The following is a 21,744-nucleotide window of genomic DNA, read 5'->3' as shown; positions in this document are numbered from 1 at the left end:
CAGAAGCCGTTCCCATGAATATGACCTGTTGGCAATTCTGGTCGGCAATGCAACCAATCAAGGCATTTACGGCATGGCACAGATCTCTGATCGTACCTATGATCAGCTCAGCACTATCCAGGCGAACTATCTTCGCCTGGAAACATTGAATGCTGCTAACGACAACATCAATAACGCGACAGCCAAGCTACCCATCTTCCGGTACTACAACATCCAGGAAGATGTGATCCACGCCAGTGCCGATGGTCAAAAGTTCGAAGCCCGGCGCGAGACCTTCAAAACCCGTTATTCGTCGAAGTACTTTGGCACTCAAAAAGGTGTTTCTGCCATGACCTTGATCGCCAATCACGCTGCGATCAACGCCAGAGTGATCGGCGCCAACGAACATGAATCGCACTACATCTTTGATTTGTTGATGAGCAATACGTCAGACATCATTCCGGATGTGCTCTCAACCGATACCCATGGGGTGAACCATGTGAACTTCGCGTTACTGGATCTGTTCGGATACCAGTTTGCCCCACGCTATGCCCAGGTTGGCAAAGTGATCAATGACATGTTTGATGTCAAGGAAGACAAAGAACACCGAATTCAGCTGTGCTTAAAAAAGCCAATCAATACCCATCGTATTGCGCAGCACTGGGATACCATCCAACGGATTGCAGTATCACTTAAGCAGCGGAAAACAACGCAAGCCACCTTGGTGAGAAAGCTCTCGGAGTACAAGCGCAATCACCCGCTGCTGGAAGCCCTGACGGAATACAATCGCCTGGTGAAAGCGAATTATCTACTGTGCTACATCGATGATGCCAGTTTAAGAAACTATGTTCAGCGCGCGCTGAACCGGGGAGAGGCCTATCACCAACTGCGTCGGGCCGTGAGCAGCGTCAATGGGGATCAGTTCCGGGGCAGTTCAGACGAAGAAATCCAGCTATGGAATGAGTGCGCTCGCCTGGTCACCAATGCCATCGTTTACTTCAACTCCAGGATACTCAGCCAGCTGTTGACCAGCTTCGAATACCAAGGAGATACCAAGAGAATAGATATCGTCAAACAGGCATCCCCTGTGGCCTGGCACAACATTAACCTCAAGGGGACTTACCACTTCGAATTGAGCGAAAAATTGCCAGATCTGGAGGAGCTTATGCGCTCAATCGAGGGATATTTACCCGTCAGCGAAAAGTAATACCCCTCTGGAGGCCACGGACGGCGCGGCCTCCAGAGCACTTTGTCGTTTTTGGACGGAAAATCCCTAGAACCCCATTATCTAAAAATACTTAATTGTCTTTTAACGTCGCTAAATTTTAAATAAATAAGTGAAGAGTGTTAGGGAAGGTGCGAATAAGCGGGGAAATTCTTCTCGGCTGACTCAGTCATTTCATTTCTTCATGTTTGAGCCGATTTTTTCTCCCGTAAATGCCTTGAATCAGCCTATTTAGACCGTTTCTTCGCCATTTAAGGCGTTATCCCCAGTTTTTAGTGAGATCTCTCCCACTGACGTATCATTTGGTCCGCCCGAAACAGGTTGGCCAGCGTGAATAACATCGCCAGTTGGTTATCGTTTTTCAGCAACCCCTTGTATCTGGCTTTCACGAAGCCGAACTGTCGCTTGATGATGCGAAATGGGTGCTCCACCTTGGCCCGGATGCTGGCTTTCATGTATTCGATGTTGATGGCCGTTTTGTTCTTGCGTGGATGCTGTTTCAAGGTTCTTACCTTGCCGGGGCGCTCGGCGATCAGCCAGTCCACATCCACCTCGGCCAGCTCCTCGCGCTGTGGCGCCCCTTGGTAGCCGGCATCGGCTGAGACAAATTGCTCCTCTCCATGCAGCAGATTACCCAGCTGATTGAGGTCATGCTCGTTGGCCGCGGTGGTGACTAGGCTGTGGGTCAGGCCACTCTTGGCATCGACACCAATGTGGGCCTTCATGCCAAAGTGCCATTGATTGCCTTTCTTGGTCTGATGCATCTCCGGATCGCGTTGCTGCTCTTTGTTCTTGGTCGAGCTGGGTGCCTCAATGATGGTGGCATCGACCAAGGTGCCTTGAGTCATCATGACGCCTGCTTCGGCCAGCCAGCGATTGATGGTCTTGAACAATTGGCGGGCCAGTTGATGCTGCTCCAGCAGGTGGCGGAAATTCATGATGGTGGTGCGGTCAGGCAAGGCGCTATCCAGGGATAACCGGGCAAACAGACGCATGGAGGCGATTTCGTACAGAGCATCTTCCATCGCGCCATCGCTCAGGTTGTACCAATGCTGCATGCAGTGAATGCGTAGCATGGTTTCCAGCGGATAAGGTCGCCGGCCATTACCAGCCTTGGGGTAAAACGGCTCGATGACTTCCACCATGTTTTGCCATGGCAGAATCTGCTCCATGCGGGACAAGAAAATCTCTTTTCTGGTCTGACGGCGCTTACTGCTGAATTCACTGTCGGCGAAGGTAAGTTGATGACTCATGATGAACCCTGTTCCATGGCTCCAGATGACAAACATGATCTCATATCAGGGACTTGTTCGCACCTTCCTTAGAGAAATTTGCTCAGCTTGTTGATTATCATATGGCTTTTGAAACTGTCGCACCTCATGTTTGAATTCGCCCCATATTTTTGCTACAGTGAACCAAATTAAGATCATCTATTTACTAGGCCTCGCATTTGCGGGGTTTTTAATGCTGAATAAAAGGAAAACTTGATGGAATTGCCCAATATTATGCACCCGGTCGCGAAGCTGAGCACCGCATTAGCCGCTGCATTGATGCTGAGCGGGTGCATGCCCGGTGAAATCCGCCCGACGATTGGCCAGCAAATGGAAACTGGCGACCAACGGTTTGGCGATCTGGTTTTCCGCCAGCTCGCACCGAATGTCTGGCAGCACACTTCCTATCTCGACATGCCGGGTTTCGGGGCAGTCGCTTCCAACGGTTTGATCGTCAGGGATGGCGGCCGCGTGCTGGTGGTCGATACCGCCTGGACCGATGACCAGACCGCCCAGATCCTCAACTGGATCAAGCAGGAGATCAACCTGCCGGTCGCGCTGGCGGTGGTGACTCACGCGCATCAGGACAAGATGGGCGGTATGAACGCGCTGCATGCGGCGGGGATTGCGACTTATGCCAATGCGTTGTCGAACCAGCTTGCCCCGCAAGAGGGGCTGGTTGCGGCGCAACACAGCCTGACTTTCGCCGCCAATGGCTGGGTCGAACCAGCAACCGCGCCCAACTTTGGCCCGCTCAAGGTATTTTACCCCGGCCCCGGCCACACCAGTGACAATATCACCGTTGGGATCGACGGCACCGACATCGCTTTTGGTGGCTGCCTGATCAAGGACAGCAAGGCCAAGTCGCTCGGCAATCTCGGTGATGCCGACACTGAGCACTACGCCGCGTCAGCGCGCGCGTTTGGTGCGGCGTTCCCCAAGGCCAGCATGATCGTGATGAGCCATTCCGCCCCCGATAGCCGCGCCGCAATCACTCATACGGCCCGCATGGCCGACAAGCTGCGCTGAGCCATGGCTGACCACGTCACCCCCAATCTGCCATCGCGCGATTTCGATGTGACAGAGGCGTTTTATGCGAAGCTGGGCTTTGCGACGAGTTGGAAGGATCGCGGCTGGATGATCCTGCAGCGCGGCGGTTTGCAGCTCGAATTCTTCCCCTATCCTGACCTCGACCCAGCTACGAGCTCGTTCGGCTGTTGCCTGCGGTTGGATGATCTCGATGCCATGGTGGCATTGGTGAACGCGGCGGGAGCCGAGGAAAAAAGCACCGGCTGGCCGCGCTTCAAAGCTCCGCAACTGGAGGCGAGCGGCCTGAGGATCGGCTACCTGATCGATCCCGACTGCACGCTGGTGCGGCTGATCCAGAACCCCGACTGACCGCATGCCCGCGAAAATCAAGATTTGCGGGATCAGCACACCCGAGGCGCTCGATGCGACCATCGCGGCGCGGGCGGACTATGCCGGGTTGGTGTTCTATCCAGCGTCGCCCCGTGCGGTTACGTCGAATGTCGCGGGCGCTTTGACATCGCGCGCAGCTGGCCAGATCGCCATGGTCGGTTTGTTCGTCGATGCGGATGATGCTGTCATCGCCGACGCACTGGTGGCAGCCAAGCTGAACGCGCTGCAGCTGCACGGTTCGGAATCGCCCGAACGCGTGGCCCAGTTGCGCGCGCGGTTTGGCAAGCCGGTGTGGAAGGCGCTGCCCGTCGCCAGCGCCAGCGATGTCGCACGCGCCGCAGCCTATGCCGGGGCGGCGGACTTGATCTTGTTCGACGCCAAGACCCCCAAAGGCGCGCTGCCCGGCGGCATGGGGTTGGCGTTCGACTGGTCGCTGCTGGCCGGATATCGCGGTGCCTTGCCGTGGGGGCTGGCAGGCGGGCTAAATCCGACGAATGTTGCCGAGGCGATTGCGCGCACCGGAGCGCCGCTGGTCGATACCTCCAGCGGCGTCGAAAGCGCGCCGGGCGTCAAGGATACCGACAAGATTACCAATTTCGCCTTTGCGGTGCGCTTGGCCTAAATCGCGTCGATCAATAGGCGTCGTTCAGCGCAAAGATCGGCTTGCGGGTGCGCCACTGCCCTCGGGTGAAGTCGGGAAAATCTAACGTGCGATTGCCCTCAGCAATCGATTGTTCCGACAGAGGCGTGATCGCGCTCCAGGCCAGCGCGTCGTAAATGTCGATTGGCATCGGGGCCTTGGCCTTCAGCGCCTCGACAAAAGCGTGGATCACGAACCAGTCCATCCCGCCATGCCCGGCCCCTGCCGCCAGATCGGCGTAGCGTTTCCATAGCGGGTGATCGTATTTCGCAAACCAGCCCTCGGCAGGCTCCCAGCGGTGCGGCTGTGGGCTCTTGCCCTCCAGATAGATCGACTTGTTGACGTCCATCCACAGCCCCTCGGTGCCTTGCACCCGAAAGCCGAGAGAATAGGGGCGCGGCAGCGAGGTGTCGTGGCACAGCATGATCGTTTCACCATTAGTGCAGCCGATCATGGTGTTGACCACATCACCCAGTGCGAATTTCACCTCGGCGTTGGGATGATCGGCAGAGCCGTTCTTGACGACATAATCATGCAGCCCGCGCGCCTTACAGCCGAAGCCGCCAGCGCCCGCTTCGCCCGGCAACGCGACCTTCAGGGTGCGGGTCTGCGGCGGGTAGCACACGCCGGCATCGGCGCAGCCCTGGTACTTCACGGTCAGGGTGGTCGCGCTCGCGCCGGCCGCGGGCGTGCCGGTGAGGGTGCCGAGCAATTCCTTGCGGTAGGTTTCGACGTCGCCGAAGAATTCGTCGCGGTAGGCCTTGCCCTTCGGCAGCGCCATGGTCGCGCCGGTGAAGGCGGCATCGGCCTTGACCGAGGTGCGGTGCCGGTACAGGTAATAGCCGTCGGCGATCCGCCAGCGCACCTCGATGCGGTCCGGCGCGGTGGCCTGCGCGGACAGGACGAAGACCTCGTCGACCGGCGGCAGTTCGAAGTCCTGGGCGACGGCCGAGGTCGCGGGCAGCGCAAGCAGCAGGGCGAGCCCGGCCAGCCAGCGGCGCAGGCGGATCGTGGATGCGGTCATTGGCTCAGTTTACCGGTCGGCTCTCGGCGGCCAGCCATTGCAGGTATTCGGGCAGGCCGGACGCGGCTTCGACCGCGAGCAGCTCCGGGAGTTCGTAGGGATGCAGTTGGCGCAGGCGTTCCTGCAGGGCGGGGGGCACTGTTGCAAATAGTCGGTGGTGATAAACTTATCATCCCCTTTTGCTGATGGAGCTGCACATGAACCCATTCAAAGGCCGGCATTTTCAGCGTGACATCATTCTGTGGGCCGTACGCTGGTACTGCAAATACGGCATCAGTTACCGTGAGCTGCAGGAGATGCTGGCTGAACGCGGAGTGAATGTCGATCACTCCACGATTTACCGCTGGGTTCAGCGTTATGCGCCTGAAATGGAAAAACGGCTGCGCTGGTACTGGCGTAACCCTTCCGATCTTTGCCCGTGGCACATGGATGAAACCTACGTGAAGGTCAATGGCCGCTGGGCGTATCTGTACCGGGCCGTCGACAGCCGGGGCCGCACTGTCGATTTTTATATCTCCTCCCGTCGTAACAGCAAAGCTGCATACCGGTTTCTGGGTAAAATCCTCAACAACGTGAAGAAGTGGCAGATCCCGCGATTCATCAACACGGATAAAGCGCCCGCCTATGGTCGCGCGCTTGCTCTGCTCAAACGCGAAGGCCGGTGCCCGTCTGACGTTGAACACCGACAGATTAAGTACCGGAACAACGTGATTGAATGCGATCATGGCAAACTGAAACGGATAATCGGCGCCACGCTGGGATTTAAATCCATGAAGACGGCTTACGCCACCATCAAAGGTATTGAGGTGATGCGTGCACTACGCAAAGGCCAGGCCTCAGCATTTTATTATGGTGATCCCCTGGGCGAAATGCGCCTGGTAAGCAGAGTTTTTGAAATGTAAGGCCTTTGAATAAGACAAAAGGCTGCCTCATCGCTAACTTTGCAACAGTGCCACAATGTGCGTAATGACCCCCCTGACCTCCAACCCGTCCTCATCGTCATCAGGTATAGCCCTGAAGTTATCCAGCTTATCGAGTTCCTGGAGACACCGCTTGGGGTGTAGTCGCAATCGCATGATCCTGAATTCTTGTTCCAGGACACAGAGCACCAAAGACCCGTCAACGGGCGTGCCCCCAAAATCTACTATGAGCAGCGCACCAGGCTTTATCCCTTCCCGGAAAGAGTAGGTATCACTTCGAAAAAAGAATACTCCCGGCGCTCCTGTATTACAGTGCTGATCGAGTGACAGCCTGTTTTCCTGGTAGTCGGTTGCTGGCGATGGAAAACCCATTTTTAACGGCCTCCGTTGGGGTTAAAAAGCATGAATGTCCGGTTCTCTCCTTCCTGAGTGGAAATGTCTTTAAAAACGGTCACGTAGGTTTCAATCCACTGATTTGCTTGGCGACAACTCCAGTGAAAATTAATCAGCGCAAGCTGGCTGACAAAGGCTTCTGTCGTAACTGTCTGACGACCGTTCGGCTCACGCTTAATGCTCGCACGCCAGGCTGAGTCAATTTCATAGTGTCTAGGCATGAAAAACCTCCGATCAATATAGCTGTATGCATATGGGTCTTCCCTTGTTGTGGTGGCTGAAGGCATGATAATGGTGTATTTAATCGCCAGAGGTCACCGCCATGGACGAAAAGTCCCTCTACGCTCATATTCTCAACCTGTCCGATCCGTGGCAGGTAAAGTCCCTTTCTCTCGATGAAAATGCCGGTTCTGTTACTGTCACTATTGAGATCGCTGAAAACACCCGGCTAGCCTGTCCGACCTGCGGTAAATCCTGTTCTGTTCACGATCACCGTCATCGTAAATGGCGCCATCTTGATACCTACCAGTTCACCACTATTGTTGAAGCCGATGTTCCACGAATTATGTGTCCGGAGCATGGCTGCCTGACGTTGCCTGTTCCGTGGGCTGGCCCCGGAAGCCGGTATACGTTGCTATTCGAATCGTTCGTTCTCTCATGGCTGAAAATCAGCACCGTTGATGCTGTCAGGAAGCAACTTAAGCTCAGTTGGAATGCGGTTGACGGCATTATGACCCGGGCAGTTAAGCGAGGTCTTGCCCGGATAAAAAAGCCATTATCCGCCCGTCATATGAATGTGGATGAGGTCGCCTTTAAAAAAGGACATCGTTACATAACGGTGATCTCCGATCGCGATGGTCGGGCGCTGGCCTTAACGGATGATCGCGGCACAGAGAGTCTTGCCGGCTATCTTCGCACGCTCACTGATGGGCAGTTGCTGGCTATCAAAACGCTCTCAATGGACATGAACGCGGGCTATATAAGAGCAGCGCGTATCCACTTACCCAGTGCGGTTGAGAAAATCGCCTTTGACCGCTTCCATGTGGCGAAGCAACTGGGCGAGGTAGTTGATAAAACCCGTCAGAATGAACATCCGCACCTCCCTGTTGAAAGCCGACACCAGGCAAAAGGAACCCGCTTCCTGTGGCAGTACAGCGATAAGTGGATGACCGAATCCCGGCAGGAAAAGCTGATGTGGCTGCGTGCACAGATGAAGCTGACGAGCCAGTGCTGGGCGCTGAAAGAGCTGGCAAAGGATATCTGGAACAGGCCATGGAGCGAGGAAAGACGGAGTGACTGGCAGAGATGGTTGGCGCTGGCGGCTAACAGTGACGTTCCCATGATGAAAAATGCCGCGAAAACGATAGGAAAAAGGCTGTACGGGATCCTGAATGCGATGCGACACAGTGTCTCAAACGGAAATGCGGAGGCACTTAACAGCAAGATCAGGCTGCTGAGGATAAAAGCCAGGGGATACCGAAACCGGGAGCGCTTTAAACTGGGGGTGATGTTCCACTACGGAAAGCTGAATATGGCGTTCTGAGCCTTCCCACCATGATCGGGGAAGACCCATGCATATACAGTATAAAGAATCAGTTTTATTCTTCAACACACTGTTTATTATGTTGTAACTACTCCCTACCTTCAGGTTCATGGTTCATTTTGTTAACGGTCTGTTGCTTCACAGCTTTGCTGATAGTCGCCCGGCTACAACCCAGCACTTTTTGAATCTGGCTCCAGGAGCTGCCGCTCGCAATCAGCCTGTTTATGGCGTCATAGCGAGACTGATTAACCTGGCGGCCTTTATACTTCCCTTCCCTTTTCGCCCTGGCGATCCCCTGCTGCTGCCGTTCCCGGCGCTGTTCATAGTCTCGCCTGGCGACGGCGGCCAGCATATCCAGCAACATATCGTTTATGGCCGAAAACATTCGGCTGTCAAAATCATTGTGACCCGATGCGAGCCAGGTTGTCGGAACGTTGACGGCCACAACCCGGATATCTTTCTGCCGGATCATTTTCTTCAGTGTGTTCCAGTCCTCCCCTACCAGGCGTGAAAGCCTGTCCACATCCTCTACCAGCAAGATATCGTTTTGCTGACAATCTTTCAGGAGCCGGAACAACTCAGGGCGTTCAAGCTTAGAACCTGATTCATTTTCAATGTAGTAGTTACAGATGCTCAGGCCGCGCTCGATGGCGAAGGTATTTATCGTGTCCAGGGCGCGTGTTGCATCCTGTTCAGTCGTGGATGCGCGTAAGTAAGCTCTGACAAAGCCTTTCGGTACTGTTTGAGTCATTATAGGGAACCAGTTCATTTTGAGTTAACCAGACACACCCATACAGTACCCATTTCAGTTGGTTCAGGGAAGGCACACTCAAAAAGAACCAGCAAACAGACCCCAGCCCTATAGTGACAACGTCACACTAAAAATTTACAACATAAAGATGATGTAAAGACACACCAAGATTTACACCATAAAGCGCACATAAAGACACAGCAACATTTACCATGTAAAGACACCATAAAGATAAATATATCTTTATTTGTGCTTTACATGGTAAAGCCATTGCATTATAAAGACACTGTAAAGACAAAAGTATCTTTACGAAAAACACACCATGTAAAGACATTCATATCTTTACATGAGCTTTACAACATAAAGAGAGGGATTCTGAAATGGGTAAAATCTTGCTTGTCGTATCAGATAAAGGTGGGGTAGGCAAAAGCACCTACGTGGCTAACACAGGCTCAATGCTGGTCAACAAAGGTAAGTCGGTAATTATCCTGAAGACAGATAAAAACCACGATCTGTTGAGCTGGAACGAAAAGCGGACAGATAACGGCTTACTCACTATCCCGGTTCACGCAGCTTACGGAAACGTCAGCAACGAAATTAAGCGCCTTAGTAAGCTGTGTGAAGTTCTCATTGTCGATTGCCCCGGCCACGACAGCCAGGAGTTCCGTAGCGCCCTGACAGTATCAGATATCGTGGTGACACTGGTTAAGCCGTCCTCTGATTTCGAAAGCGAAACACTGACCAGTGTTACAGAGAAAATCCGCACCGCTCAGAAAGCTAACGCAGCTCTGGAACCGTGGGTGCTGTTCACCAGAATCAACTCAGCGAAACCCCGCCACAGAAAAGCGGCCATTGATCTGGATAAATTACTGCGTTCGGACAACATCTGGATTCAACCTCTGAAAACCCGGATATCCGAGCTGGATGTGTATGAAAGCGCCTGTAATGAAGGGGCAGGGGTACATGACGTTAGCCGGGCATCGAGCCTTTCAACAGCGAAAGCACAGATTGAACTTGTGGCACAGGAAATTGGCATTTTATAGAAATATCAACAATATTCATCGAAATCTTTACATTGTAAATACACCATAAAGATACTATGATATTTACAATTAATGCATACCGTACAAGGGGAAATTTTCATGGCTTTAAAACTAAACCGCCCGAACATCGATGAATCTCAGCAACCAGCAACAAACGCAGAAACCGCGCGTTTTATCTCCGGCGCTACCAGAGCGCCTGTAGCGGGTAAACCAAAGTTGATGAACTTCAGACTGCCAGCGTACTTTGAGGAGATCCTGGAAGCGGAGGCGCAGAGAACAGGCCAGAGCAAGACAACCGTTCTAAAGGCAGCGCTGGCCGCATTCGATAACCTGGACGAGAACCTGAAAAACCACTGGCTGCTTGAATCTGCAAAATTAGGGTAGCGTTATGGCTAAGAAAAAGAGATATGTTGTGATGGTTAGAGATAAACCAAATACAGCGGCAATCAGCGATTATTAGCCTGGTTAGTATGGTTCGCTAACAGGCATAATAAGGCCGTTGCCTATGACTGCGGAGAATGGATTGTCGAACCATCACATTGGTTAAGAATTGGAAATCCAAAATAGAAAGAAACCTAAGGAAAGAAAAATGTTCATATTCAGATATATTAAAACTCTTATTAATATCTACTTGTTATACATCCAACCGATATTGGGGATGTTCCTTATAGGTATAGGCTTATGGGGGTTCTATGCACCTGATGAGGGAACTTGTACTAATCTCAATATTGAGTTATGCGCTGTATCAGCTATTGATGTTCTGAAGCCTGCTATTTTTGTATTTTTAGGCATTATTACCGTTGCCGGATGGTACTTTACCGAACTTCAGCCGAAGCTAAGGGGGGAGGGCAAGTATATGAAGGTAAAAACAGGTGTAAAACCGGAAGATTTCGTTAAGTAAAAACCGAGCCTAAAGACGTTAACCGTGGGGGATTTATGAATAAATCATGGCTTGAACAACAGGTGCAAAATGAAAAATTAAAAAAAGTACAGGAAGAGAAAAAAGATGGCACTATCCAAAAAGGATTGTACAGGGTTCGTATAAAAGACAAATACAGGTGGGATTTGTGGGAAAATGATTTCAGAGTTGTTATTGCTTATTCGAAAGATGATGCAGAGCTAAAATTTACAGAAATGACAGGTTTTAATGAGCATTACTATATAGAAAGCATTGAAAAAATAGTGCTTTCAGATATAGAAAAAATCTTACTGGAAAACTGAAAAGATAGTTATCCAGAGGTTTAGTTAAATAATGGCGTCAGTTTTTCAACCAGTAGCAGATCGCTTAAACCGTCTAAAGAAACAACTTCTATACCAGAATCAACAAGTGAATCAACTCCACATACTTCACCGAAGCCGATAACCATAATCGGCTTTCGGTCTATCAAATCAAAAATCACCAAAGGCAATATTACACTGTTAATCGCTTCAAACTCCTGAAAAAACATTTCAGAGCCGTATTCGCTGGCAGGAAAAAGAATCTCACTTAATCTCAAACCATAAAAAATATGGTAGTGTTCTTTAAGGTTATCCTTTAAAATATTAACAGCCTTAGAATATTTTTCGTTAATAAACTCTTTAACCTGATATTTCATAACTCTCTCCAACAAGAACCGACTGTAGGTCACCGGGCAAACGTTGCGGAATGGCGTCAGAGACGTCATTTTGCGGCGTTTGCCCTATCCTGCATCGCAGTGAAAAGAACTCGCCTCGTGCGCTATGATTAACCGATGATAAAAGGCTGAAAGAAGCACTGCAAGCCGACTGGATAACATTGTTGCTTCACGGCTGATCATCATTGGTTGCCTCAGTGCTAGTGTGCTTTGCATCAGGAACCAGAAGACGATACCACGGCATTTTTTTGTTAAGCAGCTCCATCAGGGGAGTGGCAAACAAACTCAATCCCCACAGCGTTACGATTACTGGAATCGTGAAATTTTGCGGCGTCCAGAACTGGCGCTCAAGGTGGAACCATGTAACAACACAGAGCATTCCACCAATCCAGAAAATAGCTTTACTGAAAGCCCCCAGGACTGCCAGAGAAATAACAGAGACTAAATGCAGTGCGCCAGCCGTAGCAAGACGTAGATAAAACCAGAACCATTTAGCGTGCCGGATAACCGGGTTACCGTTCGTTTCTCGCAATCGTTTTTTACGTTCCCGGATGATTTCTTTTTTCAGCTTACTTCGTTCGGCTCCCTGCGGAAACTCATATATTTTAGCCATGTTTTGCCTCACTTATTCTTTTTTGGTGGAACGACTTTGTCAAACTCCTCTAAAAATGCCATATCATCTTCCGAAAAGGATGAGGATTTTTCATTTATACTAAACTCAAATCTAAGCATGTGAGCCATTCTCCCTTTTTTCCCAACAACAGAGAAAGATAACTGATTTATTTCCGTTTTCTCAATTATCTCATTAATGCTTTTATTGATAACATCACGAACAAAAAATGAGTATTTAGGATACTTATATTTCTTCTCCCCTTCCTCAATAGTATAAAGTCCCATTTCCTCTTTTAAATCATCCACGGATATATCAAAAGATTTTTTTGAACTATTCTGACTGTAATATTTCCTAATGACTTGATAAAGGTTTGTTGAGTTTACACTGTTCAACAACACAACTGATTTCAATACCTGAGTGGTATATCTATTTTCAGAACCAATCAACTTAGAAAAATATCGCTTAGCTGTATTTGTGAATTTTATCCGTACAGTTGCAAGATGATCGTAATAGGCACAGAATTCTGTTAAGTTTAAATCCAAGCGATCAGGTATTTTATTCTTAGATGATAGTATCCCAAGTTCATCAGCCAAATTTTTTAAATCATCTCTGTTTAAAACTAACGTAGTTGAAGAAAGAACTTTAGCTCCCTCTTTCAGAGCTGCATAAGAGGCATATTTATCTAAAGAAGTAGCTTTTGAAAAAAAGTCAGCATCAACCTCCAAAATATCATCATCTAACATTTCCTTTGTATCAATCTGGCAAAGAGCCAGAAAAAGCACTCTTTTTGCTGAAAGGGAAAGGGATGCAAGAGTTACCCCAACTTCATTTCTATGTCTAACTTTCGTTAATCCCGTTACTGTCTTCACGATAAGCCTCATATAACCTTTCCTATGTAGGCAAATCATAACCCCACAAAGGTTGTAATTCAAGACAACAATACAACCTTTAATTAAAAAACCTCTCACCTTTAGATATGAAGATCTGAGGATCTTCATATCTAAAGATAGCAACAACCGCATGTTTCACTTGATGTTCAGTCAAACTGTGGAAACCGTTAAAAATCTTCTCACCTTACGTGAAAAATCCTCTCATCTTTAGTGAAAAATCTAACTACCTTAACTTAAAAATCTTCTCACCTTACGTGAAAAATCCTCTCACCTTACGTGAAAAATCCTCTCACCTTTAGCAATTTTTTTCCATAATTTTCAGGTAATTGAAGCGAGCTAAGTTTTTAAGTTTTTAAGATCAAGAAGAAAATATAAGGCTTTTAATGCACAGCGTCTGTGGATAACTCAGCATAAATCCAGAGGATAGATCCGTCTGGCCTCCCTGAGCACTGCACCACCAAAAATTGAGCAAATATTAACCTTAGCGCGTAAGTGCTCTATTGAAACCCCGTGGAAATTCCGCTTCCTCGCTCACTCGCGGGCTTCGCCCTGTCGTTCGGCTGCGGCGAGCGGTGTAATCTCTCTAAAAGATCCAGACGGGATCCTTTTCCGATCCAATTCTTAAATGCTCTCAAAAGCCCTCAGAGGCGTTTTAACCGCTTTAACCCGGTCATGGTTCAACGGAGCGGGTAAAATGCGCTTAGAACGTCATACAGCTCGTTTTTAACCTGATCCCTAATCAGGGGGTATAACAGAGGCGGCCAAAAAATCCGGCCTTGCTCGTCAGAGTATCTACCGCGCATTATCCCCGAACGGAAACCCGACCATCACAACACTTGCACAGCTTGCAGCAGTAGCCGGGTTACAGTTCACTCTCAGTAAGCCCAACCACTAACCTTTCAGACAAGCCCCTCATACCGGGGGGATTATTTCTTATGCCAGCAAAATTTCACGACCGGCGAGGATGGCCAAGTGTTTTTTGCTGGCAATTTTCGTGCAGCAGCTGGCGCCCGGATTCATTTTTTGCTGTCAGGCATCAATCGGTTTCAGCAACCCGCCCCGTAATTCGCTGCTAACGCATCTCATAACGCGCAGATACAGCGCCCCGCGCCAGTGTTTCACACTGACCCGGCGTACCGTTCGCAAGCTCACGCGCTAACTGCGACAGGCTAAACATCGTCTGATAGTCAGAAATTGGCCTGGCAGGGGTGAGGGGGGTTATCGCTCTCATTCGGGCTTGTTGGTTCGCCAGTCCTGGCGAACGTCTCCGGCGCGATGTTACGACAGCGCATTATGTAACTACAGTTCGCGCCTCTTTCGGAAATCCCTTCATGCGCGGTAAAGCAATATACATCTTTATGTAATCTTTACAATGTAAAGCATTAAAAATGATTCCATAACCATCATTTGATGGTATAATGAATTTGTTGGTTGGGAATGGTTCCCTGCCAGATTCCAGAAGCCCACACGGGCGGGAGCGAAAAATGAATATTCAGGAAGCATTAAACGTTTTTGGTTTATCCGGTGATCTGACTGAAAAGGACATCAAGGCGGCATACAAAAAAGCGGCTTTAAAATATCATCCAGACCGCAATCCATTGGGTGCCGAGCTGATGAAAGCAGTAAATGCTGCGTTTGATTTTCTCATGGCTAACATTGATAAAATCAATCAGTTTCAAAGCACTGATGAAAACGCACGTTACAACTACGGTGAAGATCTGGAAAAAGTTCTGAATACGCTTTCCGGCCTTACAGGGATTGTCTATGAAGTTATTGGTAATTGGGTCTGGATTAGCGGAGAAACTAAAGAACACAAAGACATTTTAAAGGAAATGGGCTGTAAGTGGGCATCTAAGAAAAAACAATGGTTTTACCGTCCTGAAGAACACAAAAGCCGCTGGAACCGTAAAGAACACAGCATTGAAGAAATTCGTGAAATGTATGGTACAGCGGGTAAACGTAAGGCGTCAGGCTGGACACGTGTAGAAGCAAGCGCATAACCGGAATGGGGGCGAAAGCCCCCTAGAACATGGCAAAGATTGATTCGGAGACACGTTGATGAAAAACAAGACCATAACGGAAGCGGAGCTGATAAACATTTTTGAAAGTTACGGAGCCTACATTTGCCCGGATGAGATCGAAGTTACAGCCAAAGAATGCAATGAAAATGGTTCAGTCTTGCACCGTGGCTTAAACGCAGAAGGATGGGCGCATCTTTTTGCGAAGGAAGAAGCATATCAGCAGGAATGCGAAGCCCAGGAAGCTGCAAGTGATGATGGACACTTTGATGAATAGTCTTAAAACTGCCGTAATTCGATTTACGGCTTTTTTATTGAGTTCAAAAGGCTGAATCGATGAAAGAACAGAAAAATTTCTTTGAACGGTATAAACCGGTGTTTGAAATCGTTTGTCGAATCCTGGGGAACGGCTGGCGTGTAAATCTGCTCGATGATTGCCAGTACAGGATTAAGCTAACCTCACCTGATTTTAAAAATTACTCTATACATATTCGAATGGAGAAAGGAAGGTTAGTTATCATTGGAAGCGTAGATAGTCGCAGCTGGAGAAGTCCTTACCATACTTGCACAGTATCGCCAGAGCGTAACCCTGTAGAAATCGCCGCCGATATTGAAAAGAAAATCCTGTCGGATGCTTTAGATAATGTAGATATGGCGCGAGAGTATGAACAACAGTTACAGCAAAAACGCGAGAAAAAACTGATCCTGAAAGGAATGCTATCTCGTTTAGTGCATCTTGAAAGCTGGCATGGGACATTGACCGGGTTTAAAGTTGAGAATGGGTTAGATGGTAACGTATCAGAACGGGGCGACGGATATGAAATGGTAATTCGTGGCCTGAGTGTAGATCAGCTCATAAAGGTAGCGGGGTTTATTAAACAGCTATGAGGCAAAAAATGAATGAAGTCCTGAGCGACAGGAAAAACAAAGGTAATGTAACATACAGGATTGTTGTGTCTGAAGATGCAACACGTTTGTTTATTGAACTTGAAAAACTGATGAAGGTACGCTCTAAAGAAGCGGATAAAAAAACAACTAAAAAGATTGTTTTCCAAAAATCATTTTATTACGAAGAATTCTCGAACGTTAAAGATGAAATTGATGATCCAATTTTATTGAAATTCTATACAGATACTATTGTGAAGGTACAAAATCATGAGTTTTAAGCCAACACCTGAAGAGGTGAAACAAGCACGTATTAAAGCTGGCTTTACGCAGCAGGAAGCCGCTGAACGGTTTGGTTTTACGTTATCAGCCTGGCAAGCCAAAGAAACATCCGGTAAAACGTCTCGTGGTTTAGCCGCTGGTACGTATGAATTACTTTTGCTCCTGGCTGATGAACATCCAGATTACCAGCTCGTTAAGAGAGAAAAAAATCAGGATAAAGTGACTAAATAAATTGCATTACCATCATATGATGGTATAATTTATTTGTAGGTCGGGAATAGTTCCTTACCATGATCCAGTAGCCCAAACGGGCGGGAGACTAAAATGAACACGTATGTTATCACTTTCCAGGCTTTAAACACTAAGAAAGAAAAAATCACCTGCTCTGCTTTTGTCCATTCAGAAACTCTCTTCCTTGCCGTTCATTCTTTCGAAGATAAAAATCGCGGTCGTGGTTATGTTATCACGTCTGTTAGTGAATTGTTGTCCGAGGAACTGACGGCGAAAAATTCCCTCAAGAAAAATATTAACTTTTGGTTTAATGAGTGTGGTTTAAGTAAATCTGAGGTTATAAACGAAGTAATTAACTGGAAGAATTTCGCATATACCCTTAAAGAACTGGAGGAAGCCAAAAATGAAGCGATAAGAGAACTGCGGAGTTAATCAATTAGGGGTGGTATCAGGTTGTGGAGGCAACCTGATACCGTGACACTCAATTCCCTCGCGAGGAATATAAAATGTCGGAACGCATGTTATCAGCAATACAGACTGTTGAAAAGGGTGGGCGTCCGGTTTTTCCCTTGATGCCATTCTCTGCTTTTCCTGAGTACATGGCATTACTCAGAAAAGCCCTGGAAAAGAAAGAAACAAAAGCACTGATAGAAAAACAGGAGGTGCTATGAAAAAACAGGAGTTTTTAGATTTTATCAGTGCAGAACAGAGGCGGGGAGCTGTCCGGTTTTCGCTGGGATTTAACAGCAAAGGGGAAATTGTATTGCACTGGACTAACGAGGCCGGGTTAAGAGTCTGGAGTATACTAAGCGGTAACAGGGGAAAAAGTCCCAGCCGGGCAAACCGGGAAAGAATGAGTAACCTCCGCCGCTGGCTCCATGATGCCCGGCAGGGCATGGAAGGCGACACACCAGAGGCAGAATAAAATTCCCGTTCCTGAATCGCCGAAGCCCTCCCGTTTACGGGAGGTGCTTTTTTTGTATATTCCGTAAAACAGCGCTCGCGCCCCCTGCCAGGCCATTCGCGTAGCGAATTTATTTCCGCCCAAGTTAGCCGCGAATCCGTTGTCTCCGGTCGCAGACGCACCAGATCACAGCCACGATAGCCTTTCATTTTTTGCATTTCGATGGACGCTGAAGCACAATTTATGTGTGGAGGTAGTTCACTGCGATGCAGGATAGGGCAAACGCCGCAAAATGACGTCTCTGACGCCATTCCGCAACGTTTGCCCGGTGACCTACAGTCGGTTCTTGTTGGAGAGTTTTATGAAAAAAGTTCAATTCAGGATTGAAGAAAGCCAACATGATGATCTACTTGATTGTCTTAAAACACTTTATCCAGATGAACCGGGTTTAACCGTGGCAAAAGGAATGAAGCTGCTTGCCAATGCTTTACTGAAAAGCAAGGTTAAAAATGAAGATGTTAATGTGTCAAAAGACAATGATGATTTTATCAAAACCACAATGTATTTGACAGGGAAACAAAGAACTTTAATAGAGAAAGCGGCTCATCGTCATGGCTGGAATTTATCCAGAGAATGTCGTTATCGAATCCAGACGACACTTGAAAATGAACTTGATTTTTTCGATCAGGAACTTCTGGTGATGAATCGTTGCCGTAATGCAATAGATAAAATAGGGCGAAACTTTCATTATATTATCGTTAATGATAATGCCAGAGTACTTGATAAAGATGGGTTCTATCAGGACGCTGAGCGGTTGAGTTCAGAGATAATGAGTCTCAAAAGTGAGTTTGAAAACTACATTATGTTATGCAAAGGGCGAACTGTTTCTAACAAGGTTGAGGTGTAATCATGGGCGTTTATGTTGACAAGGAATTCAGGGTTAAGCGTAAGTCCTCTGAAGCTGGCCGCAAGTCTGCTTTCGCCCATAAAGTTAAAAATGGTGGTAAAAACTATCAACGCAACGTTCAGGAACGTATCAACCGCAAGGGTGCCAGTAAGGAGGTTGTTGTCAAAATCTCAGGAGGTGCGATTACCCGGCAGGGAGTTCGAAACAGTATTGACTATATGAGCCGGGAGTCAGAGCTGCCAGTGATGAGTGAAAGCGGTCAGGTATGGAAAGGTGATGAGATTCAGGAGGCTAAAGAGCACATGATAGATCGTGCTAATGACCCTCAAAATGTTTTCGATGATAAAGGTAAGGAAAATAAAAAAGTAACCCAAAATATTGTGTTTTCACCGCCTGTATCAGCAAAGGTAAAACCTGAAGATCTGCTTGAGTCTGTCAGGAAAACGATGAACAAGAAGTACCCAAATCATCGTTTTGTGCTTGGCTATCATAACGACAAAAAAGAACATCCACACGTGCATGTCGTTTTTCGTATTCGTGATAATGACGGTAAACGAGCTGATATCAGGAAAAAAGATTTACGGGAAATTCGTACAGGTTTTTGTGAAGAGCTGAAGATGAAGGGCTATGACGTTAAAGCCACTCATAAGCAGCAGCATGGACTTAACCAGTCTATTAAAGATGCGCACAAAACAGCGCCAAAACGACAGAAGGGCGTTTATGAGGTTGTTGATGTTGGCTACGACCATTATCAGAACGATAAAACCAAACCAAAGCAGCATTTCATAAAGCTTAAGACACTGAACAAGGGCGTGGAGAAAACATATTGGGGGGCTGATTTTGGTGAGTTAACCACTCGCGAGAACGTTAAGAAAGGTGATCTTGTTAAGCTGAAGAAGTTAGGACAAAAGGAGGTGAAAATCCCTGCACTTGATAAGAACGGTGTACAGCATGGCTGGAAGACTGCACACAGGAATGAGTGGCAGCTAGAGAACCTGGGGGTTAAGGGCATAGACAGAATCTCTTCATCCAGTAAAGAGCTGGTGCTGAACAGCGCGGAGATGATTAAGAAACAGCAACTCCAGATGAGAAATTTCTCGCAAATAAAACAGTCGATGATTCAAAGCGAACAGAAAGTGAAAATCGGAATTCGTTTAGGATAATTCATACTCTCCGGTAACTTATTGATTAAGATCGATTTATTTATCTTGTTAGCAGAGTTTTTGTAAAAAGTAACTAGCGGTAAAAAATTTAGTTAACTTGACTATAAAATAAGCGCATGGTGATCAATCGATCTGCTTTTTTGTTATCAAATAGCATATGTATCTAGATATAAATAAAATACAAGCACAAACAAAATGAAATGTGTCGTAAATGCGATCTAAAGATCTGCTTGTGTGGTTGAACGCAGCACATGTAGCTGATAAAGTTTTTATGAGATGTAAATTTGTCCTTTTGTTTTTTTTCTCTGATTCGGGGTCATCCGAGTCGAGAGAGCGCCTGAAAGGAAAAACTATGGAATGGTATGTTTTGCAATTCACCACTACGAGATTTGCAGCAGTTTTTGCTCATCTCGAACGCCTGAACTTCTCTTACTTCTGTCCTATGGAGACTGAAAGGTATCGTCGCCCGGATAAGATAATTTCATATCGAGAAAGACGTTTGCCGCTTTTTCCCGGTTATCTTTTTATCCAGGCAGATTTTGAAGAGGTTCATTCCACTACAATAACTGCTATCCCTTACGTACAACGCTTTATCTCATTTGGCGGTGAGCCTTTACCTGTACCAGAAGATGTGATGGCGGAGCTTTTGTACAGACAATCACATACAACAGCTCAGGCAAATCTTTTAAGGAAATCAATTCCACACGATTTTGCTGAAATTCTACTCATGGATAATCCGCAGCAAAGAAGTATGGCTTTCATCCACTACATCACAGAGAGAAGCTTAACCCACAAAATGAAACGGAAGAAAAATGACTGCTACCCGAAAAAAAACCGCAACGAGACGCAAGCCCCAACGTAATACACTCTACCTGCCCTCAGCTTCTCGTGAGGAACTGGATAAAATTGCTCTGGAGATTGGCTATCGCAGGGGGCGACGTATTTCAAGCTCTGGTGTTGTCCAGTACCTCATAAAAAAATATTCCAGCCAGGCTATTGAGGAGCTGATAAACGAAGACGATGAAGACGATGACGACTTCGATGACTAACCATTCAGTCTAAACTTTCCGCGCTGTTCTGGCCGGGAGAAAATCATGTTATCTACTACTGCTTTTGCGGCGCTTGCTTTGCAATGCGCGGCCAGCGTTCATCCCGATACTGCGCATGAAGTTGCAAGGGTTGAATCTGGTTTTAACCCATATGCTATTGCCGAGATAATACCGAAGGTTGAACGTAAGCCCGGTGACAAAGGCGTAGTGTCCTACTTTCCCAAAACTAAGGAGGCTGCACTCCAGATCGTAAATCAAATTGAATCACGAAATCATCGTTACTCAGTCGGTCTTATGCAAATAACGAGTACGAATTTTGCAAACTTCAATACAACCGCTGAGAAAATGTTTGACCCCTGCGAAAATCTCAAGGTTTCAGAGCAAATTTTGGTGGATTGTTATAAACGTGGTGGCGATATTTTACGTGGCCTGAGTTGCTATTATTCCGGCAATCCAGAAACAGGAACTAAACCTGAATCAGATTTTAATAACACCAGTTATATACAGCGCATAGGGTTTAATCCGCCTGATAACAAAAAAAACTGGGTGGTTCCTTCAGTTAAAGATGCAATCAGAAAGGAGAATGTAACACAGAGTATCAAACCTAAAGAAGTTACCGTATATCCCCAATATGCCATGCGTGGCACTGTTTTAGATGAAAAGGAAACAAACGATGTTAAAACTCAATAAACGTTATTTAACTCTTTCTGTATTTATGGCTGCATTGATGCTTTGTGTAGCAGAACCCGCCTTTGCTGATGATGTATCCACTAAAACAACTGGCTTCTTGCAGAAGATTATCGATTTTCTGACGGATATCCGTAAGCCAGCAATCACCATCATTGCGCTGGTAATTGGTTATATCGCTATCTTCTCACGCCAGCATGCAGCGTGGATTACGCCTTTAATTATCGGGATTATCATCTTTATTGTTGCGCCATATCTGCCTGACTGGTTAGCGTAATATGTAATAAAAGGGGG

The 21,744-nt window shown here is 47.4% G+C and carries 32 protein-coding genes and 1 pseudogene; 24 read left to right on the top strand and 9 right to left on the bottom strand.

Features of this window, described 5'->3' with window-relative positions; all coding sequences use genetic code 11:
* Positions 1–1,186: Tn3 family transposase (locus ACQG0S_RS24205; RefSeq protein WP_426750914.1), on the top strand; the 1,186-nt coding region annotated here is incomplete at its 5' end.
* 290 nt (positions 1,187–1,476) lie between these two features.
* Here the strand turns inward: ACQG0S_RS24205 and ACQG0S_RS24200 are convergent.
* On the bottom strand, positions 1,477–2,457 hold the full coding sequence (locus tag ACQG0S_RS24200; protein WP_000019402.1) for an IS5-like element IS5 family transposase: 981 nt from the start codon (positions 2,455–2,457) through the stop codon (positions 1,477–1,479).
* 234 nt (positions 2,458–2,691) lie between these two features.
* On the opposite strand from ACQG0S_RS24200, the gene ACQG0S_RS24195 reads away from it, so the two are divergent.
* From ACQG0S_RS24195 to ACQG0S_RS24185, 3 genes are read left to right on the top strand one after another with little or no spacing between them, the layout of a single operon-like run.
* Complete coding sequence (locus ACQG0S_RS24195; RefSeq protein WP_032495622.1) at positions 2,692–3,504, top strand: subclass B1 metallo-beta-lactamase NDM-7; 813 nt, start codon at positions 2,692–2,694, stop codon at positions 3,502–3,504.
* Positions 3,505–3,507: 3 nt separating this feature from the next.
* Complete coding sequence (gene ble, locus ACQG0S_RS24190; protein ID WP_004201167.1) at positions 3,508–3,873, top strand: bleomycin binding protein Ble-MBL; 366 nt, start codon at positions 3,508–3,510, stop codon at positions 3,871–3,873.
* Between the two features lie 4 nt (positions 3,874–3,877).
* Entirely contained in the window at positions 3,878–4,516 is a 639-nt protein-coding gene (locus ACQG0S_RS24185) for a phosphoribosylanthranilate isomerase (RefSeq protein ID WP_004201168.1), read from the top strand.
* 10 nt (positions 4,517–4,526) lie between these two features.
* Here ACQG0S_RS24185 and ACQG0S_RS24180 read toward each other — a convergent pair whose 3' ends face one another.
* Positions 4,527–5,558: a protein-disulfide reductase DsbD domain-containing protein gene (locus ACQG0S_RS24180; protein WP_004201169.1), complete on the bottom strand. Its 1,032-nt coding sequence runs from the start codon at positions 5,556–5,558 to the stop codon at positions 4,527–4,529.
* A 4-nt stretch (positions 5,559–5,562) separates the two neighbouring features.
* Positions 5,563–5,697 carry a divalent cation tolerance protein CutA gene (cutA, locus tag ACQG0S_RS24175; protein WP_023408307.1) on the bottom strand — a complete coding sequence of 45 codons (135 nt, stop codon included), beginning with the start codon at positions 5,695–5,697 and terminating at the stop codon, positions 5,563–5,565.
* Positions 5,698–5,755: 58 nt separating this feature from the next.
* Here cutA and ACQG0S_RS24170 point away from each other — a divergent pair, with 58 nt between their 5' ends.
* The gene (locus ACQG0S_RS24170) at positions 5,756–6,460 is read left to right on the top strand and encodes an IS6-like element IS26 family transposase (RefSeq protein ID WP_001067834.1); all 705 of its coding nucleotides are present in this window, start codon (positions 5,756–5,758) and stop codon (positions 6,458–6,460) included.
* A gap of 33 nt (positions 6,461–6,493) precedes the next feature.
* On the opposite strand, the gene ACQG0S_RS24165 is transcribed toward ACQG0S_RS24170, so the two are convergent.
* Complete coding sequence (locus tag ACQG0S_RS24165; RefSeq protein WP_004199403.1) at positions 6,494–6,850, bottom strand: S24 family peptidase; 357 nt, start codon at positions 6,848–6,850, stop codon at positions 6,494–6,496.
* Between the two features lie 2 nt (positions 6,851–6,852).
* Positions 6,853–7,092, bottom strand: coding sequence for a hypothetical protein (locus tag ACQG0S_RS24160; protein ID WP_001549892.1), 240 nt, complete (start codon positions 7,090–7,092; stop codon positions 6,853–6,855).
* A gap of 101 nt (positions 7,093–7,193) precedes the next feature.
* Here ACQG0S_RS24160 and ACQG0S_RS24155 point away from each other — a divergent pair, with 101 nt between their 5' ends.
* Positions 7,194–8,414: an ISL3-like element ISKox3 family transposase gene (locus ACQG0S_RS24155; protein ID WP_417645277.1), complete on the top strand. Its 1,221-nt coding sequence runs from the start codon at positions 7,194–7,196 to the stop codon at positions 8,412–8,414.
* Positions 8,415–8,502: 88 nt separating this feature from the next.
* Here ACQG0S_RS24155 and ACQG0S_RS24150 read toward each other — a convergent pair whose 3' ends face one another.
* Positions 8,503–9,165 carry a recombinase family protein gene (locus ACQG0S_RS24150; RefSeq protein ID WP_001549893.1) on the bottom strand — a complete coding sequence of 221 codons (663 nt, stop codon included), beginning with the start codon at positions 9,163–9,165 and terminating at the stop codon, positions 8,503–8,505.
* Positions 9,166–9,545: 380 nt separating this feature from the next.
* Here ACQG0S_RS24150 and ACQG0S_RS24145 point away from each other — a divergent pair, with 380 nt between their 5' ends.
* From ACQG0S_RS24145 to ACQG0S_RS24130, 4 genes are all read left to right on the top strand, one after another.
* Positions 9,546–10,208 carry a division plane positioning ATPase MipZ gene (locus ACQG0S_RS24145; RefSeq protein ID WP_000516402.1) on the top strand — a complete coding sequence of 221 codons (663 nt, stop codon included), beginning with the start codon at positions 9,546–9,548 and terminating at the stop codon, positions 10,206–10,208.
* Between the two features lie 99 nt (positions 10,209–10,307).
* Positions 10,308–10,592 (top strand): hypothetical protein, encoded by a 285-nt coding sequence (locus ACQG0S_RS24140; protein WP_001185481.1) that lies wholly within the window; start codon positions 10,308–10,310, stop codon positions 10,590–10,592.
* Between the two features lie 205 nt (positions 10,593–10,797).
* Positions 10,798–11,109: a hypothetical protein gene (locus ACQG0S_RS24135; protein WP_000469598.1), complete on the top strand. Its 312-nt coding sequence runs from the start codon at positions 10,798–10,800 to the stop codon at positions 11,107–11,109.
* Between the two features lie 35 nt (positions 11,110–11,144).
* A complete protein-coding gene (locus ACQG0S_RS24130; RefSeq protein ID WP_001043731.1) occupies positions 11,145–11,429 on the top strand; it encodes a hypothetical protein in 285 nt (94 codons plus the stop codon).
* A gap of 20 nt (positions 11,430–11,449) precedes the next feature.
* Here ACQG0S_RS24130 and ddp1 (ACQG0S_RS24125) read toward each other — a convergent pair whose 3' ends face one another.
* The 3 genes from ddp1 (ACQG0S_RS24125) to ACQG0S_RS24115 all read right to left on the bottom strand — a co-directional run bounded on the left by ddp1 (ACQG0S_RS24125) (position 11,450) and on the right by ACQG0S_RS24115 (position 13,456).
* On the bottom strand, positions 11,450–11,803 hold the full coding sequence (gene ddp1 / locus ACQG0S_RS24125) for a DNA distortion polypeptide 3 (protein ID WP_000877224.1): 354 nt from the start codon (positions 11,801–11,803) through the stop codon (positions 11,450–11,452).
* 187 nt (positions 11,804–11,990) lie between these two features.
* Entirely contained in the window at positions 11,991–12,434 is a 444-nt protein-coding gene (locus ACQG0S_RS24120; RefSeq protein WP_001074369.1) for a hypothetical protein, read from the bottom strand.
* Between the two features lie 8 nt (positions 12,435–12,442).
* Positions 12,443–13,456: a replication initiation protein gene (locus ACQG0S_RS24115; RefSeq protein ID WP_001348704.1), complete on the bottom strand. Its 1,014-nt coding sequence runs from the start codon at positions 13,454–13,456 to the stop codon at positions 12,443–12,445.
* A 610-nt stretch (positions 13,457–14,066) separates the two neighbouring features.
* Here ACQG0S_RS24115 and ACQG0S_RS24110 point away from each other — a divergent pair.
* The 14 genes and pseudogenes from ACQG0S_RS24110 to ACQG0S_RS24045 all read left to right on the top strand — a co-directional run.
* Positions 14,067–14,219, top strand: a pseudogene (locus ACQG0S_RS24110) (DNA-binding protein); the annotation flags it as partial.
* Between the two features lie 589 nt (positions 14,220–14,808).
* Positions 14,809–15,324, top strand: coding sequence for a DnaJ domain-containing protein (locus tag ACQG0S_RS24105; RefSeq protein ID WP_001025390.1), 516 nt, complete (start codon positions 14,809–14,811; stop codon positions 15,322–15,324).
* A gap of 58 nt (positions 15,325–15,382) precedes the next feature.
* Positions 15,383–15,619, top strand: coding sequence for a hypothetical protein (locus ACQG0S_RS24100; RefSeq protein WP_000792381.1), 237 nt, complete (start codon positions 15,383–15,385; stop codon positions 15,617–15,619).
* A gap of 59 nt (positions 15,620–15,678) precedes the next feature.
* Complete coding sequence (locus ACQG0S_RS24095; RefSeq protein ID WP_000662998.1) at positions 15,679–16,230, top strand: hypothetical protein; 552 nt, start codon at positions 15,679–15,681, stop codon at positions 16,228–16,230.
* A gap of 65 nt (positions 16,231–16,295) precedes the next feature.
* A complete protein-coding gene (locus ACQG0S_RS24090; RefSeq protein ID WP_004208549.1) occupies positions 16,296–16,508 on the top strand; it encodes a hypothetical protein in 213 nt (70 codons plus the stop codon).
* The gene (locus ACQG0S_RS24085) at positions 16,498–16,740 is read left to right on the top strand and encodes a hypothetical protein (RefSeq protein ID WP_000008707.1); all 243 of its coding nucleotides are present in this window, start codon (positions 16,498–16,500) and stop codon (positions 16,738–16,740) included. The genes ACQG0S_RS24090 and ACQG0S_RS24085 overlap by 11 nt, the downstream gene beginning before the upstream one ends.
* Positions 16,741–16,833: 93 nt before the next feature.
* A complete protein-coding gene (locus tag ACQG0S_RS24080; RefSeq protein ID WP_001099725.1) occupies positions 16,834–17,172 on the top strand; it encodes a hypothetical protein in 339 nt (112 codons plus the stop codon).
* A gap of 74 nt (positions 17,173–17,246) precedes the next feature.
* Positions 17,247–17,411 (top strand): hypothetical protein, encoded by a 165-nt coding sequence (locus ACQG0S_RS24075; RefSeq protein ID WP_000004083.1) that lies wholly within the window; start codon positions 17,247–17,249, stop codon positions 17,409–17,411.
* A complete protein-coding gene (locus ACQG0S_RS24070) occupies positions 17,408–17,665 on the top strand; it encodes a hypothetical protein (RefSeq protein WP_004199355.1) in 258 nt (85 codons plus the stop codon). The genes ACQG0S_RS24075 and ACQG0S_RS24070 overlap by 4 nt, the downstream gene beginning before the upstream one ends.
* A 340-nt stretch (positions 17,666–18,005) precedes the next feature.
* Entirely contained in the window at positions 18,006–18,551 is a 546-nt protein-coding gene (gene ddp1, locus ACQG0S_RS24065; protein ID WP_001348698.1) for a DNA distortion polypeptide 1, read from the top strand.
* A gap of 2 nt (positions 18,552–18,553) precedes the next feature.
* Positions 18,554–19,714 carry a MobP1 family relaxase gene (mobP1, locus tag ACQG0S_RS24060; RefSeq protein ID WP_004199101.1) on the top strand — a complete coding sequence of 387 codons (1,161 nt, stop codon included), beginning with the start codon at positions 18,554–18,556 and terminating at the stop codon, positions 19,712–19,714.
* A gap of 352 nt (positions 19,715–20,066) precedes the next feature.
* Positions 20,067–20,576: a transcription termination/antitermination NusG family protein gene (locus ACQG0S_RS24055; RefSeq protein WP_000455437.1), complete on the top strand. Its 510-nt coding sequence runs from the start codon at positions 20,067–20,069 to the stop codon at positions 20,574–20,576.
* Positions 20,577–20,808: 232 nt separating this feature from the next.
* Positions 20,809–21,453, top strand: a complete 645-nt coding sequence (locus tag ACQG0S_RS24050) for a lytic transglycosylase domain-containing protein (protein ID WP_000953538.1) — start codon at positions 20,809–20,811, stop codon at positions 21,451–21,453.
* The gene (locus ACQG0S_RS24045; protein WP_000916156.1) at positions 21,437–21,727 is read left to right on the top strand and encodes a TrbC/VirB2 family protein; all 291 of its coding nucleotides are present in this window, start codon (positions 21,437–21,439) and stop codon (positions 21,725–21,727) included. The genes ACQG0S_RS24050 and ACQG0S_RS24045 overlap by 17 nt, the downstream gene beginning before the upstream one ends.
* Positions 21,728–21,744: the final 17 nt, after the last annotated feature.

The organism is Enterobacter cloacae complex sp. 418I7 (genome assembly GCF_050030705.1).
GTDB classification, from domain to species: Bacteria; Pseudomonadota; Gammaproteobacteria; order Enterobacterales; family Enterobacteriaceae; genus Enterobacter; species Enterobacter intestinihominis.
The sequence above is the reverse complement of the archived record's forward strand: the minus strand, read 5'-3'. Positions and strand labels throughout refer to the sequence as shown.